At 67.5% G+C, this 16500-nt stretch carries 12 protein-coding genes; 5 read left to right on the forward strand and 7 right to left on the reverse strand.

What is annotated here, in order from left to right; all coding sequences use genetic code 11:
* Positions 1 to 6 precede the first annotated feature (6 nt).
* The 3 genes from ASC93_RS15360 to ASC93_RS15370 all read right to left on the reverse strand — a co-directional run bounded on the left by ASC93_RS15360 (position 7) and on the right by ASC93_RS15370 (position 2198).
* On the reverse strand, positions 7 to 417 hold the full coding sequence (locus tag ASC93_RS15360) for a Rieske 2Fe-2S domain-containing protein (protein WP_056443669.1): 411 nt from the start codon (positions 415 to 417) through the stop codon (positions 7 to 9).
* Positions 414 to 1073, reverse strand: a complete 660-nt coding sequence (locus ASC93_RS15365; protein ID WP_056443673.1) for an HAD-IIIA family hydrolase — start codon at positions 1071 to 1073, stop codon at positions 414 to 416. Before ASC93_RS15365 ends, ASC93_RS15360 begins: the two co-directional genes overlap by 4 nt.
* Positions 1074 to 1175: 102 nt before the next feature.
* Positions 1176 to 2198 carry an RluA family pseudouridine synthase gene (locus ASC93_RS15370; protein ID WP_056443676.1) on the reverse strand — a complete coding sequence of 341 codons (1023 nt, stop codon included), beginning with the start codon at positions 2196 to 2198 and terminating at the stop codon, positions 1176 to 1178.
* A gap of 897 nt (positions 2199 to 3095) precedes the next feature.
* Here ASC93_RS15370 and ASC93_RS15375 point away from each other — a divergent pair.
* From ASC93_RS15375 to glp, 5 genes are all read left to right on the forward strand, one after another.
* Positions 3096 to 6317: an Rne/Rng family ribonuclease gene (locus tag ASC93_RS15375; RefSeq protein ID WP_056443678.1), complete on the forward strand. Its 3222-nt coding sequence runs from the start codon at positions 3096 to 3098 to the stop codon at positions 6315 to 6317.
* Positions 6318 to 6547: 230 nt separating this feature from the next.
* Positions 6548 to 6916: a VOC family protein gene (locus tag ASC93_RS15380; protein ID WP_056443682.1), complete on the forward strand. Its 369-nt coding sequence runs from the start codon at positions 6548 to 6550 to the stop codon at positions 6914 to 6916.
* Between the two features lie 10 nt (positions 6917 to 6926).
* Positions 6927 to 8276: a chromate efflux transporter gene (gene chrA, locus ASC93_RS15385; protein WP_056443685.1), complete on the forward strand. Its 1350-nt coding sequence runs from the start codon at positions 6927 to 6929 to the stop codon at positions 8274 to 8276.
* On the forward strand, positions 8269 to 9387 hold the full coding sequence (moaA, locus tag ASC93_RS15390) for a GTP 3',8-cyclase MoaA (protein WP_056443693.1): 1119 nt from the start codon (positions 8269 to 8271) through the stop codon (positions 9385 to 9387). Before chrA ends, moaA begins: the two co-directional genes overlap by 8 nt.
* A gap of 4 nt (positions 9388 to 9391) precedes the next feature.
* Positions 9392 to 11266: a gephyrin-like molybdotransferase Glp gene (gene glp, locus ASC93_RS15395; protein WP_056443699.1), complete on the forward strand. Its 1875-nt coding sequence runs from the start codon at positions 9392 to 9394 to the stop codon at positions 11264 to 11266.
* A gap of 300 nt (positions 11267 to 11566) precedes the next feature.
* On the opposite strand, the gene ASC93_RS29965 is transcribed toward glp, so the two are convergent.
* The 4 genes from ASC93_RS29965 to ASC93_RS15410 form a co-directional block, all read right to left on the reverse strand.
* The gene (locus tag ASC93_RS29965; protein WP_229412742.1) at positions 11567 to 11923 is read right to left on the reverse strand and encodes a transposase; all 357 of its coding nucleotides are present in this window, start codon (positions 11921 to 11923) and stop codon (positions 11567 to 11569) included.
* Between the two features lie 91 nt (positions 11924 to 12014).
* Entirely contained in the window at positions 12015 to 13340 is a 1326-nt protein-coding gene (locus tag ASC93_RS15400) for a DNA recombination protein RmuC (protein ID WP_056443701.1), read from the reverse strand.
* A 14-nt stretch (positions 13341 to 13354) separates the two neighbouring features.
* Entirely contained in the window at positions 13355 to 13792 is a 438-nt protein-coding gene (locus ASC93_RS15405) for a group II truncated hemoglobin (protein ID WP_056443704.1), read from the reverse strand.
* A 155-nt stretch (positions 13793 to 13947) separates the two neighbouring features.
* Complete coding sequence (locus ASC93_RS15410) at positions 13948 to 16479, reverse strand: ABC transporter permease (RefSeq protein ID WP_056443707.1); 2532 nt, start codon at positions 16477 to 16479, stop codon at positions 13948 to 13950.
* Between the last annotated feature and the right edge of the window lie 21 nt (positions 16480 to 16500).

The raw sequence follows: 16500 nt of genomic DNA on the forward strand, positions 1-16500 counted from the left end.
TGATGGTTACCCCGTTTGGCTGTCGGTCACGCCGTTTATCTGCCCTGGCGCCGGCGGGCGGATGTGCTGGTCCGGCTGCCAGTAGACGCGGTCGTCGGCCTCGCGCACGACGATCGGCCGCAGCTTGCCGCCGCGGCAAGGTCCACCCGCGCAAGCGCCGCTTTCGGGTGCGTAGATGGCACCGTGCGTCGAGCACATGAGGTAAAGCTTGCTCGACTCGAAAAACTCGCCTTTCGACCAGTCGAGTTCGATGGGTACATGGGCGCAGCGGTTCAGGTATGCGTAGACCCTGCCCCGAAAGCGCACGACGAAACCTGTCGCGTCCTCGCCAAATGCGCGCACCGGAAAACGGATGCCCTCGCCACCATCCTCGACGGTGGCCGATTCGCAAATATAGACGTCTTCGGTATCGCTCATGCGTTCTCGACCAGCCACTGATGCAGCTCAGGCACGTTCTTTGCCGTAAAGACGGGATGACATGCCTGCAATTGCTGGACCGGATGGGCGCCGTATTCGACGGCAATGCCGGAGGCGCCGGCATTGTTTGCCATAAGCAAGTCATGCGTCGTGTCGCCGATCATAACGGTACGCCGCATGTCCTGGCCGAGTTCCCTTGTCAATTCTTGCAACATTGCGGGGTGCGGTTTAGAAAATGTCTCGTCCGCGCAACGGGTCGCATCGAACACGGAAAGCAGGCCAGCCGCATTCAGGGCGCGGTTCAGGCCGACCCGGCTTTTGCCCGTCGCAACCGCCAGGAAATAGCCCTCTTGAGACAGTTCGTCGAGCATCGTCCGCACCCCCTTGAACAGGACCAGTTCATGGTCCTTCGTCAGAAAGTGGTAGCGATAGCGCTCGATCATGCGCGGGTGCATGGCCGGATCGATGTCCGGCATGACGGCTTGCATGGCTTCGCCCAGGCCGAGGCCGATCACGTGCGAAGCCGCGGCGTCGCTCGGTACCGCCAGGCCCAGGTCCTTGGCGGCGGACTGTATACATTTGACGATGGTGGCGGTGCTGTCCATCAGCGTTCCGTCCCAGTCGAAGACAATCAGATCGAATTGCTTTCTTGCCATGTCTTGCGGCGCTCGTGGCGCCGGCTCCTCATTTCCGCCTGCAAGAACCCAGGCCCGCCGGCAGGATCTGCCGCTGGCGGGACCGGGTTCCCGGTTGGCGCGTTATCGATTGGTGATGCGTGCTTTGGCTTCCTGCGCTGGCCCCAAGCTTACCAAGAAACGGTCGCATTCCGCCGGCAACGGGGCCTTCAAGGTCATCGGCTTGCCCGTATCCGGATGCTGGAACGTGATCTGGTATGCATGCAGGAACATCCGGCGCAATGCGCCGCGCGTGTCGGTTGCCTTCTGAAGCTGCTTGTTGAGTGCAAAATCGCCGTATTTCTCATCACCGAGGATCGGAAAGCCGGAGGACGCCAGGTGCACGCGGATCTGGTGCGTGCGCCCCGTCTTGAGTTCCGCCTCGAGCAACGCGTAGTCCGGCCACTTGCGCAGCAAATTGAACACGGTATGCGATTCCTGGCCGCCGGCCTGCACGACGACGCGGCGCTCGCCGTCCGGCGTCGTGTATTTATGCAGCGGCAGCTTGACGTGCTGGCGCGGATTACGCCAGTCGCCTGCGACCATGGTCAGGTAGCGCTTGTCGGTCTTGCCGTCGCGCATTTGCTCGTGCAAGCTGGTCAGCGCGGAACGTTTCTTTGCGAGCAATAGTAGTCCGGACGTTTCGCGGTCCAGGCGGTGCACCAGTTCCAGGAATTTCGCATCCGGCCGGGATGCGCGCAATTGTTCGATGACACCGTACGACACGCCCGAGCCGCCGTGCACGGCCACGCCGGACGGCTTGTCGATCACGAGCAGGTGGGTGTCTTCGTGGACGATGCGGAACTCGGCCCCGGGAACGGGGGCGGCGCCAGGAGGCTTCTCGGCCATGCGCACGGGCGGGATGCGGACGATGTCGCCCGTCGCCAGACGGTACAACTGATCGATACGACCTTTGTTCACGCGCACTTCGCCGGAGCGAAGGATGCGGTAAATGTGGCTTTTCGGGACACCCTTGCAGACGCGCAGCAGGTAATTATCGATGCGCTGACCTGCTTCTTCCTCGGTAATTGTGACAAACTTGGCGGTAGCAGCGGGGCGGCTATCTGTCTGTGATGAAGGGGGAACAACATCGTTTTGCAAGGTCATTCGCTCTGTCTTCCCAGAAATTCTCTCTAAGTCCTTCATTTTGAATATATAATCGACAGGCGGCGGTCAAACCTCTGCTGGTGTAAGAATTAAAACGATATTTTACACAGGGGCGTCTCCATCGGCCCCGCCAAAATGCAAATTCGATGGAAAAAAACGGAATCTCAAAGAATCGTCGCAAGCGGCAGCGGTCGCGGCATCGCAGCGACAATGCGAACGCGCAGCGGCGGATTTCTCGGGATTTCTAGACGTGTACGCACATTCCTGTGCGAACCTGGGTTGCACCGCAGTTGCAACCGGGTAGCCGCACAGGATGCAGGATTGGATTGTTTGGAATTGTAAGGATAAGTACCGGCAAGCCGGCCCCAGGGTCGGCTCGCCGGGTGATGGTGTCGATAACGCTTGCCGTTTCGCCCGACCCGAAGTTAGAACCTCGAAACCGTCGTGAGCGGTAGCAGTGTTGTTGGAGACAGTGATCCGGGAAGGTCATGCGGGTGCGCAGTGCGCATCGCAATCTTCAAGGTCCGGATCGCGCACCCCGGCAGCATCGCATTGCCCGGCTGTTCCAGGGTTCCACAGGCAGCAGGCCCGGCTTGGGATCAAGGCTGATATTCGCCTGATTCGCAACCGGGTATGCATGCCGACTGAAAGTCTGGCTGCGTCGCACCGCTTGCCTGCCCCTGCGCCGCCCCGATCGGGCCGCCCGGGCCGAGCAAGACGTCGTGCGCGCGGCAATTACGTTCGACGCCACTGCGCCCTGTGGCCGGCAATGCCGTGCCACACCTCGGGCATACCACCGCCAACACTCCCTTCCCGCGTACATCCCTGTACTTGCGCCGCCCTGTACCTCTGTACAAGACGGCATGAAACGGCCCATGGGTCGCGGAGTTTATAAAAATGAAACGTATGTTGTTTAACGCTACGCAGCAAGAGGAGCTGCGCGTAGCGATTGTCGACGGCCAGAAACTGATCGACATCGATATCGAGACCGCCGGCCGTGAGCAGCGAAAATCGAATATCTACAAAGGCGTCATCACCCGCATCGAACCCTCCCTCGAGGCCTGCTTCGTCAGCTACGGCGAAGAGCGCCACGGTTTCCTCCCCTTCAAAGAAGTTGCGCGCACCTATTTCCGCGACGGCGTCGACGTCCGGAATTGCACCATCAAGGAAGCCCTGCGCGAAGGCCAGGAAATCATGGTCCAGGTGGAAAAGGAAGAGCGCGGCAACAAGGGCGCGGCCCTGACCTCGTTCATTTCGCTGGCCGGCCGCTACCTGGTCCTGATGCCGAACAATCCGCGCGGCGGCGGCGTGTCGCGCCGCGTCGAGGGCGAAGAGCGCCAGGAACTGCGCGAGACGATGGACAAGCTGGACCTGCCGCAGGGCATGTCCGTCATCGCCCGCACGGCCGGCATCGGCCGCAATGTGGAAGAACTCCAGTGGGACCTGAACTACCTGATGCAGCTGTGGCGCGCGATCGAAGGCGCCGGCAAGTCGGCGCCGGGTCCGTTCCTGATCTACCAGGAGTCCTCGCTGGTCATCCGCGCCATCCGCGACTATTTCCAGCCTGACATCGGCGAAGTCCTGATCGACACCGACGAGATCTTCGACCAGGCCCAGCAGTTCATGAGCCACGTGATGCCCGACATGGCGCACCGCGTGAAGCGCTACACGGACGACGTGCCGCTGTTCTCCCGTTTCCAGATCGAACACCAGATCGAGACCGCGTATTCGCGTACCGTCCCGCTGCCGTCGGGCGGCGCGATCGTGATCGACCACACGGAAGCCCTCGTCTCCATCGACGTCAACTCGGCGCGCGCGACGCGCGGTTCGGACATCGAGACCACCGCCTTCAACACCAACTGCGAAGCGGCCGACGAAGTGGCCCGCCAGTTGCGCCTGCGCGACCTGGGCGGCCTGATCGTCATCGACTTCATCGACATGGAAGTCGCCAAGAACCAGCGCGAAGTGGAACAGCGCCTGAAGGATGCCCTGCACCATGACCGTGCACGCGTCCAGATGGGCAAGATCTCGCGCTTCGGCCTGATGGAACTGTCGCGCCAGCGCCTGCGTCCGTCGCTGTCGGAAGGTTCGCACGTGACATGCCCGCGTTGCTCGGGCACCGGCCACATCCGCGATACGGAATCCTCGGCACTGCAAGTCCTGCGCATCATCCAGGAAGAGGCGATGAAGGAGAACTCGGCCGCGATCCACGTCCAGGTCCCGGTCGACGTCGCCGCCTTCCTGCTGAACGAAAAGCGCGGCGAAGTGCTCAAGATCGAGACGCGCCACCGCATCACGGTCATCCTGGTCCCGAACAAGCACCTGGAAACCCCGCACTACAAGCTCGAGCGCATCAAGCACGACGATCCGCGCCTGGACGACGACGCCGCCAGTTACACGATGGCCGAATCGGCCGACACGGACATGGCCTTCGCCAAGCGCCAGAAGGAAGAAGCCAAGCCGCGCCAGGAAGCCGTCGTCAAGACCATCACCCCGGCCCAGCCGGCGCCGCTGGTCGAGCGCCAGCCGGCCAAGCCGGTCGAAGCGCCGGCGCCCGCCCCTGCTCCGGTCGCCGCCGTTCCGGTCGCACCGGCCGCGGATGACGGTTTCTTTGCCAAGCTGCGCAATTTCTTCTTCGGCCGTCCGGCCCCGATCGCACCGCCGCCCGCGCCGGCAGCCCCGGCCAAGCCCGCTGAAGCGGCCCCGGCCGCCGGCGAACGCGGCGACCGCAATGGCCGCGGCCAGCGCGCCCGCGGCGGCCGCAACGGCACCGGCACCGGTAAAAACCGCCCCGAACGCGAAGACCGCGAGCTGAAATCCGCTGGCGCCGAGGACGGCGCCAAGCCGGTCGAGGCCGAAGGCAAGCCGGCACGTCCGCCGCGCCAGCCGCGTCAACCGCGCGAAGCCCGCGAGCCGCGCGAACAGGCCGCCGCCACGGCGGACGGCCAGCCGCAAGCCCCGCGCGCCGAGCGTGCGGAACGTGGCGAACGTCCGGAGCGCGGCGAGCGCCCGGAACGCGCACCGCGCCAGCCGCGCCCGCCGCGCGAGGGTGGTGAGCGTACCGAACGTGCCGAGCGCGTCCCGGTCGCCGAGGCGAAGAGCGAAGAGCTGAACGCGGCCCAGGCCGTGGCGGCCCAGGCGGCGATCACGCTGGCCGGCGAGCCGGAGATCCCCGAAGCGCTCAAGCCGGTGGCGACCACCCCGGCGGCGACAGCCGCGGTGGCGACCGGCGCGGTGGCGACCGCCGGCCCTGACAGCGACGAACTCGATACCGACGCACAAGGCGACGAACCGCGCCGCCGTCGCCGTCGTGGTGGCCGCAACCGTAACCGTCGCGACCGCGACCAGATCGAAGGCGCCGAACACGACGCCGTCGAAGGCGAGGCCGCTCCAGCCTTCACGCCGGTGGCCGACGAGGAAGCCGCCAAGGTCCAGGCCGAAGCCAAGGCCGCGAAGACGACCAAGCCGGCCAAGGCCGTCGCACTGGGCCCGTGGCCGTTCCCGACCACGGAATCGGTCAAGGCCGCGGCCGTGAAAGCCGCCGCCGAGCACGCTGCGGCCGAGCAGGCCGAAGCTGCCCGTGTGCACGCCGAGAAGGCGAAGGCCGAGCAGGCCGCCGCCGCGGCAGCAGCAGAAGCGGCGCCGGTCGAAACGGCCGTGCAGGCCGAGCCCGCCGTTGAAGCCAGCGCGGCCGTCCAGACGCCGTGGCCGTTCCCGACCACCGAGTCGGTCACCGCCGCCGTCGTCCGCAAGGCTGAGCTCGATGCCGCCGCACAGCCGACCGAGGAGCCGGTTGCGGCAACCGCGCCGGCACCCGCTCCGGCACCCGCTCCGGCACCGGCTCCGGCTCCGGCACCCGCTCCGGCGCCCGCTCCGGTCGAGACCGTGCAGCCTGCCGTTGCGCAAGCGCCGGTCGCGGCGACGCCGGCCCCGGCGGCCGACCTCAACGAGCTGCTGGAACAAGCCGGCCTGACGCTGGCCTCGACGGATCCCGAAAAGCTGCGCGCCGCCCAGGAAGCGGCCGCGCAGGCGGAACCGCAGGCACGTCCGCGCCGCACGCGCAAATCGGCCCCGCCGCCGGTCAACGAGCCGCTGATCCAGGTCGATACGCGTCAATAAGCAGCGCGACACGGCCTTGACGTAAAAAAGGAAGCTTCGGCTTCCTTTTTTTTTGCTAAGATCACGACGTCGAAAAAGGCAGGATCGGTTTTGGTAAGCCCGATCCCTTCGCGCCAGCTTTGCCGCGAAGCTCTGTTCCGTGCGTGCGCGCATGAGTACCCCCGACGAACCGTCCGGCGCCCTTGCGCCCAACGGGTTCGTTCGCCCGGGCCCACTCATCGGAGCATGCCATGCAACTCAACCATCTCGACCTTCCCGTCCCCGACGTCGCGGCCACCGCCGCCTTCTTCACGACGCATTTCGGCTTCCGCCTGTGCGAAACGCGCGGCAACAACGGCTTCGCCCTGCTGCAAGGCATCGGCGGGTTCGCGCTCGTCCTCACCCGGCGCCGCGCCGAAGGCGTCCAGGACTTCCCGGACACGTTCCACATCGGCTTCCTCGTCGAATCCGAAGCGGCCGTGCACGCCGCCCACGCGCGGCTGCAGGCAGCGGGCGTGTCCGGCCTGCCGCCCGTCTCGTTCCAGCGCGGCGCGACGCTGTTCTATGTGCACGCACCGGGCGGCATCCTCGTCGAAGTGAGCCATCGCTCATCCGTTTGATGCGTGTAAGATGGGCAACCCGATCAACGCTTGCCCATCCACCTTGTCCGCCCTTCCCTTCCGCACCGCCCTCCGCTTTTGGCTCAAACTGGGGTTCATCAGCTTCGGCGGCCCGGCCGGGCAGATCGCCATGATGCACGCCGAACTGGTCGAGCGCCGGCGCTGGATTTCCGAGCGGCGTTTCCTGCACGCGCTGAACTACTGCATGCTGCTGCCGGGGCCGGAAGCGACGCAACTCGCGATCTACATCGGCTGGCTGCTGCACCGCGTGCCGGGCGGGATCGCGGCCGGCGTGCTGTTCGTGCTGCCATCGCTGCTGGTGCTGATCGCGCTGTCGTGGATCTACATGGCGTGGGGCCACTTGCCCGCCATCGCCGGCATCATGGACGGCATCAAGCCTGCCGTCGTCGCCATCGTGCTGGCGGCGGCCTGGCGCATCGGCAGCCGCACGCTGCGCAACGGATTGCTGGTCGGCGTCGCGCTGGCCGCCTTCATCGCCATCGATGTCCTCGGCGTGCCGTTTCCGCTGATCGTGCTGGGCGCGGCGGCGGTCGGGCTGGCCGGCGGCCGCGTGCGGCCCGCGTTGTTCGACCTGGGCAGCGCGCACGCGACCGCGCCGGACGGCACCCCACACCCGCCGGCGCTGATCGACGACACGACCCCGACACCGGCCCACGCACGCTTCAGCTGGCGCCGCCTCGCGACGGTCGGCGCGGCCGGTTGCGCCATCGGCCTCGCCGGCTGGAGCGCGCTGGCGCTCGTCTTCGGTCCCGACGGCGAACTGCCGCGCATGGGCGCCTTCTTCGGCCGGATGGCCCTGATGACGTTCGGCGGCGCCTACGCCGTGTTGCCGTATGTCGTGCAGCACGCCGTGGAGCAGTATCACTGGCTCGACGCCGGCCAGATGATCGACGGCCTCGCGCTGGGCGAAACGACGCCCGGCCCCCTGATCATGATCGTCGCCTTCGTCGGCTTCGTCGGCGGCTGGAGCCATGCGCTGTTCGGTCCGGGCGCGCGCTTCCTGGCCGGCGCGGCGGCGGCCGGCGTGGTGACCTTCTTCACGTTCCTGCCGTCGTTCGTGTTCATCCTGGCGGGCGGGCCGCTCGTCGAGTCCACGCGCGGGGACGTGCGGCTGACGGCGCCGCTCACCGCGATCTCGGCGGCCGTCGTCGGCGTCATCGCGAGCCTGGCCGTGTTCTTCGGCGCCCACGTCTTCGTCGCGCACGGCGCGCCGCGCTGGGATGCGATCGCCATCGCCGCCGCCGCCGCAGTGGCGTTATTGCGCTACAGAACGGGGACCATCAAGACCATCCTTGCCTGCGCCCTGGCCGGCCTTCTGCTATCTTATTGGCATGGCTGAAAAAATCATCATGATGGCCGATGCGCGTGCGCCCGCGCTGGCCGTCCCCGACACGCTGGAGACACCGAACGGCCTGCTCGCCGACGCCCTCGGGCGCCCCCTGCACGACCTGCGCATCTCGGTCACCGACCGCTGCAATTTCCGCTGCGTGTACTGCATGCCGAAGGAAGTCTTCGACAAGGACTACGCGTACCTGCCCCACGCCGCCCTGCTGAACTTCGAGGAAATCGCGCGGGTGGCGCGGCTGTTCGTCGCCCACGGCGTCGAAAAGATCCGCCTGACGGGCGGCGAACCGCTGCTGCGCAAGAACCTGGAGCGCCTGGTCGAACAGTTGCGCGCCATCGAGACGCCGTCCGGCCGCCCGCTCGACCTGACGCTGACGACGAACGGCTCGCTGCTCGCGCGCAAGGCGCAGACGCTGAAGGATGCGGGCCTGGACCGCGTGACGGTCTCGCTCGACGCCATCGACGACGCCGTGTTCAAGCGCATGAACGACGTCGACTTCGCCGTGTCGGACGTCCTGGACGGCATCGCCGCCGCCCATGCCGCCGGCCTCGGACCCATCAAGGTCAACATGGTCGTCAAGGGCGGCATGAACGACGACCAGATCCTGCCGATGGCGCGCCACTTCAAGGGCACGCCTGCGATCCTGCGCTTCATCGAATACATGGACGTGGGTGCGTCGAACGGCTGGAACATGGCGGAAGTGGTCCCGTCGAGTGAAGTCGTGCGCCGCATCGCGGCCGAGATGCCGCTCGAACCCGTCGGCGCCAACTACGCGGGCGAGACGGCGGCACGCTGGCGCTACGTGGACGGCGGCGGCGAAGTCGGCATGATCTCCAGCGTGACGCAAGCCTTTTGCCACGACTGCTCGCGCATCCGCCTGTCGACCGAGGGCAAGCTGTACACCTGCCTGTTCGCGACGCGCGGCCACGACCTGCGCGAGCTGCTGCGCGGCGGACGCACGGACCTGGAGATGCAAACCGCCATCGCCCGGCTCTGGCGCGCGCGCGACGACCGCTATTCCGAGACCCGCACCGTCAACACGGCGGGCCTGTCCCCGCGGGCGGAGAGCGCACAAAAAATCGAAATGTCCTACATCGGCGGATAACAACATGAACAAGGAATCCATCAGCGGCCTGATTCTCGCCGGCGGCCGCGGCACGCGCATGGGCCACGTCGACAAGGGACTGCAGCCCTTCGGCGGCACGACGATGGCGGCACACGTGCTGGCGCGCCTCGCGCCCCAGGTCGCGACCGTCGCCATCAACGCCAACCGCAATCAGGACGCGTACGCCGGCTACGGCGTGCCCGTCTGGCCGGACGACACGCCCGACTACGCGGGCCCGCTGGCCGGCCTGCAGGCGGGGCTGCGCCGCTGCGCGACCACTTACCTGCTCACGGCGCCATGCGACTCGCCGTTCCTGCCCGCGGACCTGGGCGCACGCCTGGAGGACGGCCTGCGCGCGAACGACGCCGACCTCGCCGTCGCCGTCACCGAGGAAAACGGCCGGCGCCAGGTGCACCCCGTGTTCTGCCTGCTCAAGGCGAGCCTGGAACCGGTACTGTCGGCCTACCTGGACGGCGGCGGACGGCGCATGGACGGCTGGTACCCGCAGATCAAGGTGGCGGAAGTGCTGTTCGACGACGCCGACGCCTTCCGCAACATCAACACGCTGGACGAGCTGCGCCAGCTGGACATTGCGCCGTCCGCCGTCCCGCGGCTGGCGGACGTCGTCAGCTGCCTGTCGGCCTACGATCCGGACGCCCTGCCCGTGCGCGACGCCCAGCGCATCATCCGCGAATTCGTCGCGCCCGTGCGCGCGACCGAGATGGTGGCGCTGCGTGCCGCGCTGGGCCGCGTGCTGGCGGCCGACATCACCTCGCCGATCGACGTGCCGTCGCACGACAACTCCGCGATGGACGGCTATGCCCTGCGCGGCGCCGACCTGCCCGCCGGCGCGCCCGCGCGCCTGCGCGTGATCGGCACCGCCTACGCGGGCCGCGCGTTCGCCGGCAGCCCGGAGCCGGGCGAATGCGTGCGCATCATGACGGGCGCCGTGATGCCCGCCGGCTGCGACAGCGTCGTCCCGCAGGAATTCGTCACGGCCGACGGCGACACGATGACCATCGCCCCCGGCACCATCCGCACGGGCGACAACCGCCGCCTGGCCGGCGAAGACCTCAAGGCCGGCAGCGCGGCCCTCCGCCGCGGCAGGATCGTGCGCCCGGCCGACCTCGGGCTGCTCGCGTCGCTGGGCGTGGCCGAAGTGCCCGTGCAGCGCCGCCTGCGCGTGGCCTTCTTCTCGACCGGCGACGAACTGCGTTCGATCGGCCAGCCGCTCGACGCAGGCTGCGTCTACGACAGCAACCGCTACACGATCTACGGCATGCTGCAGCGCCTGGGCTGCGACCTGATCGACATGGGCGTCGTGCGCGACGATCCGCAGGCGCTGGAACAGGCCCTGCGCGACGCCTGCGAGAACGCCGACGCCATCATCACGTCGGGCGGCGTGTCGGTGGGCGCGGCCGACTACACGAAGCAGATCATGGCGCGGCTGGGCGACGTCACGTTCTGGAAGATCGGCATGCGCCCGGGCCGCCCGCTGGCCTTCGGCCGCATTGCATCGAACGGCCGGAGCGCCTTTCTATTCGGCCTGCCGGGCAATCCGGTGGCCGTGATGGTCTCGTTCTACTTCTTCGCCCGCGACGCGCTGCTGCGCATGATGGGCGCCGAAGCGCCGCTCGAACTGATGCGCGCGCGCTCGGCCGGCACGATCCGCAAGAAGCCGGGCCGCACGGAATACCAGCGCGGGCTGCTCGAGCGCGGCGCCGACGGCCAGCCGACGGTCGCCATCACGGGCGCGCAGGGGTCGGGCATCCTGCGGTCGATGTCGGAGGCGAATTGCATGGTGGTGCTGCATGATGAGCAAGGCACCGTGCAGGCGGGCGACATGGTGGACGTGCTGCTGTTCGAAGGCCTGATTTAACGTTCGCTTCGCCTCGTTGGGTGGGCACCCCGTGCCCACGCGGGACGTTTGCGTCATGCCGACGTTCGTGTGGGCTCGTTTCATTTGAAGCCCCCCGGCCTCAAATGCCCACTCTACATTATTCAAAATCGCCCCACGCCGGATCCGCCCCACCTGCCCAATCGGCCGGATATACGCCGTCGCGCACATACCGATGGATCGTGGAATACGGCCAATCGACCGCACGCGCAACGTATCGATGCCGCACCGGGTTGTAATGGATGTAGTCGAGATGCCGCTCGAAATCGACGTCGTCACGGATCAGATGTTCCCAAACCGTCGTTGCCAGATCGTCGATTCGCGATGCTTGCGTGCGGACGCACCACGCAGATTTGGATTAAGCGCGGCATCCGGCGAAAAACGCGAGACGGAACGTTTGATCAGCGACCAGCGCGTGGAAAAATCGGAGTCGCCATCGGGCAGAGTCCAGATACAGTGCAGATGATCAGGCATCGATACCCGGGCGTCGATCGAGAACGGACGCGTTTTTCGCACATCATCGATCGCACGCCGTAACGACAGCCGGATCGCCGGATCACACAGGATGGGGCGCCGGTGGAAGGAAACGAGTGTGAAGAAGAATGTATTGCCCGTCCGGGCACGACGATAATAGGTCATGATCCGGCGATCGTACGCCGGCGGTCATCAACCGAGCAGGAGGCCGGTCAAGCGTACGCGTGGGCACGGGGTGCCCACCCAACGGCAACGTTCATTCGTCCGTATCGGTTGCGGTCCCACCCAACATCAACTGCGCCGCCTCGGTCGGCAACGCCTCCACCGACTTGAGCTTGCGCGCCATCTGGCGGCTGCGCACCTCGGCATTCTCGATGTTCTTGGCGGCGCGCTCCAGCGTCAACTTGGTCTGCGCCAGCACGTCGCCGAACTTGCCGAACTCCGTCTTCACGGCGCCCAGCACCTGCCACACTTCGGACGAGCGCTTTTCCAGCGCCAGCGTGCGGAAGCCCATCTGCAGGCTGCTGAGCAGCGCCGCCAACGTCGACGGCCCCGCGATCGTCACGCGCAAGGTGCGCTGCAGGTCGTCGGCGAGGCCCGGACGGCGCATCACTTCCGCGTACAGGCCCTCGGTGGGCAGGAACAGGATGGCGAAATCCGTCGTCGCCGGCGGCGCGAGGTATTTGTCGCAGATGGTCTTCGCCTCGCCGCGCACGGCGCGTTCCAGCTCCGCGCCTGAGCGCGCGACGCCGTCGGCATCGCCCTGCTCGGCCGCTTCCAGCAGGCGTTCGTATTGCTCTTTCGGGAACTTGGCGTCGATGGGCAGCCACAGCGGCGGGCCGCCGTCGATTGAGCCCGGCAGCTTGATCGCGAATTCCACGCGCGCGTTCGAGCCCCGCACCGTCTCGACGTTCTTGGCGTACTGGTCGACGGTCAGCACCTGCTCGAGCAGCATCTCCAGCTGTACTTCGCCCCACGTGCCGCGCGTCTTCACGTTGACGAGCACGCGTTTCAGGTCGCCCACGCCCACGGCCAGCTGCTGCATCTCGCCCAGGCCCTGGTGCACTTTTTCCAGGCGGTCGGACACTTGGCGGAACGATTCCGTCAGGCGTGTCTCGAGCGTCGCGTGCAGCTTTTCGTCGACGGTCTGGCGCATCTCTTCGAGGCGCTGCGCGTTGTCGTTCTGCAGGTCGCGGATCTTGGCCTCGAGCGTCGCGCGCACCTCCAGCATGCGCTGTGCGTTCGACTCCGTCAGGTTCGCCAGCGCGCCGTTCAGCGTGTCGGAAAAGCGCTTCAGCGCGCGCGCCTGTTCTTCGCGGCCGCCCTGCGAATTCAACTGGATCTGCTGGCGCATGCCGTCCAGCTGCTGCACGGTGGCGGCCTGGTTCTGCGCGAGATGCGCTGCCAGTTCCTGGCGCGTCGCCTGGGCGCTGGTCTGCAGTTCCTGGCGCAGCTCGCGCTCCAGGCGTTCGAAGGCATGGCGTTCGTCGCCACCGCGCCGCGCACGGCTCAAGAGGACGACCTGCAGGCCGAGCACGGCCAGCAGCGCCAGCGCGAGCACGATGAATTCGAGAGTCGACATGTCAGTGCGCGCGCTCAGTGTGCCCGATTTCGCATCCAGTCGGCCGTCTGGTAGAACGATTGCATCAACTTGAGGCGCAGATCGTAGTCGTAGCCGAGATCTTCCAGCGCCATCGCCATGCAGCGCAGCCACTGGTCGCGCTCGGACGTGCCGATCGCGAACGGCAGGTGGCGCGCGCGCAGCATCGGATGGCCGTAGCGCTCGATGAAGAGGTTCGGCCCGCCCATCCAGCCGGACAGGAACATGAACAGCTTGTCGCGCGAACTGTCGTTGGGGACGGGGTGCATCGCGTGGATGCCGGCGAAATCCGGCTCCAGTTGCATGAGGTCGTAGAAACGGTCGACCAGTTCGCGCAGGCGGGTTTCGCCGCCGATGACTTCGTACAGGGTGCGGGTCTCTTCCTGCTGCTCCTGCGCGTCCTGGGAATCTTGGGGTGCGTGGGGTTGTGACATCCATCCATGATAGCGCAGCGGAAGCAACACGTGGGAAGGCGGTTTGCCGCGGGTCAGCGATATGCAACACGTCTTGCGATGATGGTGGGCACAGGGTGCCCACCCTACTGCGATCCGGTCATCGTAGGGTGGGCACCCCGTGCCCACGGAGGACGTCACGCTTCACGAAGGGTTTGTAGCGGCGGCTGCCGCAACACATTGCGCAGGCCGAACCAGCCGCCCGCCAGCGCGCACACGATCCCCACGACCAGCCCCGCCACCCACACCTGCGGATCGAACGTCCACGGAAACTTGAACTGGTACCTGGCCAGCGCCCAGCCCAGTGCCGCCGCGCCCGACGCCGCCAGCAGGCCGGACAGGCTGCCGACCAGCACGAACTCGATGCGCTGCGCCTGCGCCAGCTGGCCGCGCGTCGCGCCCAGCGCGCGCAGCAGGCCCGCTTCGCGCGTACGCTCGCCCTGCGATCCCATCAGCGCGGCGTACAGCACGAGCACACCCGATGCGAGCGTGAACAGGAACAGGAATTCCACCGCGACGACGACCTGGTCGAGCACCTCCTGCAACTGGCGGATGATGCCGCTGACGTCGATGACCGTGAGATTCGGCCACGCGCGCGTCAGCGCGTTGGCCAGGCCGATGCCGCGCGCCGGCATGTGGAACGCCGTCATGTACGTCGTCGGCGCGTTCTCCATCGCGGCCGGGTTGATGATGACGAAGAAGTTGGCGCGCATCGATCCCCATTCCAGCTTGCGCAGGCTCGTGATCCTGGCCTCGACGATCTGGCCGCCCATGTCGAAGCGCATCGTGTCGCCCAGCTTCAGGCGCAGCGTGCGCGCGAGGCCCTGCTCGACGGACGCCTCGGCCACGCCCGGCGCGTCGTGATACCAGCGGCCCGCCGCGATCTCGTTCGACGCCGGCAGGTCGCGCGTGCTCGAGAGGTTGAACTCGCGCTCCGCGAGGCTTTTCGCGCGCTCGTCCGTGTACGTGCCGGCCGTGACGGCGCTGCCGTTCACCGCGACGAGGCGGCCGCGGATCATCGGATACAAGGTCACGTCGCGCACCCCGGCAGCGCGGATCGTGCGCGCGACGCCGTCGCGCTGGTCGGGCTGGATATTGATGATGAAGCGGTTCGGCGCATCGGGCGGCGTGGCCATGCGCCACGCGGACATCAGATCGCCGCGCACGACGGTCAGCACGAGCAGCGCCATCAGGCCGAGCGACAGCGCGACGATCTGCACGACCGTCGCGCCGGGCCGCCGCTGCAGCGACGTGATCGCGAAGCGCCAGGCCTGGTGGCGGAACACGCCGCGCAGATGACGCAGGCCGCGCAGCGCGCCCCAGCCGACGAGCGCGAACAGGCCGAACGCGCCGACGAAGCCGCCGGCAGTGAGCAGCGCGAGCTGCAGGTCGCCGGCCTGCCACAGCAGCAGGCCGACGAAGACGGCCGTGCCGAGGCCGTACGTGGCCAGCGCGAGCGGCTTCGGCGCCGCCTGTTCGCGCCGGATCACGCGGTTGTGCGGCACGTTGCGCAGCTGGAGCACGGGCGGCAGCGCGAAGCCCACGAGCAGCAGCATGCCGGTGGCGACACCCTGCAGCGCGGGCAGCAGCGACACGGGCGGCAACTCGGCCGGAATGAGATTCTTGACCATCTCGAGCAGCACGAAGTGGGCGCCGAAACCGACGAGCACCCCGAGCACGCTGCCCGCGAGGCCGACGATGGCGAATTCGATGAGGAACAGGAGCCCGACCTCGCTCTGCGTCATGCCGAGGCAGCGCAGCATGGCACAGGCGTCCAGGTGGCGCTGCATGAAGCGGCGCGCGGCCATCGCGACGGCCACCGCGGCCAGCATCGCCGACAACAGGCCGACGAGCGACAGGAAACGCTCGGCGCGGTCGATCGTCGAGCGCATCTCGGGCCGGCCGTTTTCCAGCGTCTCGATGCGCACGCCGCGCACGTTGGCCTCCGCGATCCGGGCGCGCAGCCAGCGCTCGTAATCCGCGACCGCGGCCTGGTCGTTCGGCGATTTCGCCGCGACCTGCATGCGGTACGTGACGCGCGCGTAGGCGTCCACGAGTCCCGTCGCCTTGAGGTCGGCGAGCGCCAGCATCACGCGCGGCGCGAAGTTGGCGAACGACGCGCCGCGGTCGGGCTCCGATGCGATCAGGCGCGCAATTTTGAACGTCTTGTCGCCCAGCTGGATCGTCGAGCCGACCTTCACCCGCAGCGGCGGCAGCAGGTTGACGTCGACCCATACCGTGCCGGGGGCGGGCGTGTCGTGCGTGATGTCGCCGAGGGCTTCGCTGGCGTCGGTCGGGCTCGTCGTGACGCGCATCGCGCCGCGCAGCGGATAGTCCGCCGACACGGCCTTCACGGAGGCGAGCAGCGCCTGCGACGCGTCGCCCTGTCCCGCCTGCGCCATGCTGGGAAACGTCACCGTGTCGGCCAGCAGCAGGCCGCGCCGGGTCGCCTCGTCGCGCCAGTCCTGGCGCAGCGGCTGGTCGGCGTTCACGAGGAGGTCGGCGCCGAGCAGCTGGCGGGCGTCGCGGTTCAGGCCCGCGCGCATGCGGTCGACGAAGAAGCCGACCGCCGCCAGGGCCGCCACCGCGACGACGAGCGCCACCAGCAGGAAGCGCAACTCGCCGGCGCGCCAGTCGCGCGCGGTCATGCGCAGGGAGTGCATCAGCATCGTCGTCGGTCCTCGTGCCTG

The organism is Massilia sp. Root335 (assembly GCF_001425685.1).
In the GTDB taxonomy this organism is placed as follows: domain Bacteria; phylum Pseudomonadota; class Gammaproteobacteria; order Burkholderiales; family Burkholderiaceae_D; genus Telluria; species Telluria luteola.

Excerpts from the sequence above, each read along its gene's own strand:
- ASC93_RS15360 (WP_056443669.1), bottom strand. The coding sequence starts at position 417 with ATGAGCGATACCGAAGACGTCTATATTTGCGAATCGGCCACCGTCGAG.
- ASC93_RS15365 (WP_056443673.1), bottom strand. The coding sequence starts at position 1,073 with ATGGCAAGAAAGCAATTCGATCTGATTGTCTTCGACTGGGACGGAACG.
- ASC93_RS15370 (WP_056443676.1), bottom strand. The coding sequence starts at position 2,198 with ATGACCTTGCAAAACGATGTTGTTCCCCCTTCATCACAGACAGATAGC.
- ASC93_RS15375 (WP_056443678.1), top strand. The coding sequence starts at position 3,096 with ATGAAACGTATGTTGTTTAACGCTACGCAGCAAGAGGAGCTGCGCGTA.
- ASC93_RS15380 (WP_056443682.1), top strand. The coding sequence starts at position 6,548 with ATGCAACTCAACCATCTCGACCTTCCCGTCCCCGACGTCGCGGCCACC.
- chrA (WP_056443685.1), top strand. The coding sequence starts at position 6,927 with ATGGGCAACCCGATCAACGCTTGCCCATCCACCTTGTCCGCCCTTCCC.
- moaA (WP_056443693.1), top strand. The coding sequence starts at position 8,269 with ATGGCTGAAAAAATCATCATGATGGCCGATGCGCGTGCGCCCGCGCTG.
- glp (WP_056443699.1), top strand. The coding sequence starts at position 9,392 with ATGAACAAGGAATCCATCAGCGGCCTGATTCTCGCCGGCGGCCGCGGC.
- ASC93_RS29965 (WP_229412742.1), bottom strand. The coding sequence starts at position 11,923 with ATGACCTATTATCGTCGTGCCCGGACGGGCAATACATTCTTCTTCACA.
- ASC93_RS15400 (WP_056443701.1), bottom strand. The coding sequence starts at position 13,340 with ATGTCGACTCTCGAATTCATCGTGCTCGCGCTGGCGCTGCTGGCCGTG.
- ASC93_RS15405 (WP_056443704.1), bottom strand. The coding sequence starts at position 13,792 with ATGTCACAACCCCACGCACCCCAAGATTCCCAGGACGCGCAGGAGCAG.
- ASC93_RS15410 (WP_056443707.1), bottom strand. The coding sequence starts at position 16,479 with ATGCTGATGCACTCCCTGCGCATGACCGCGCGCGACTGGCGCGCCGGC.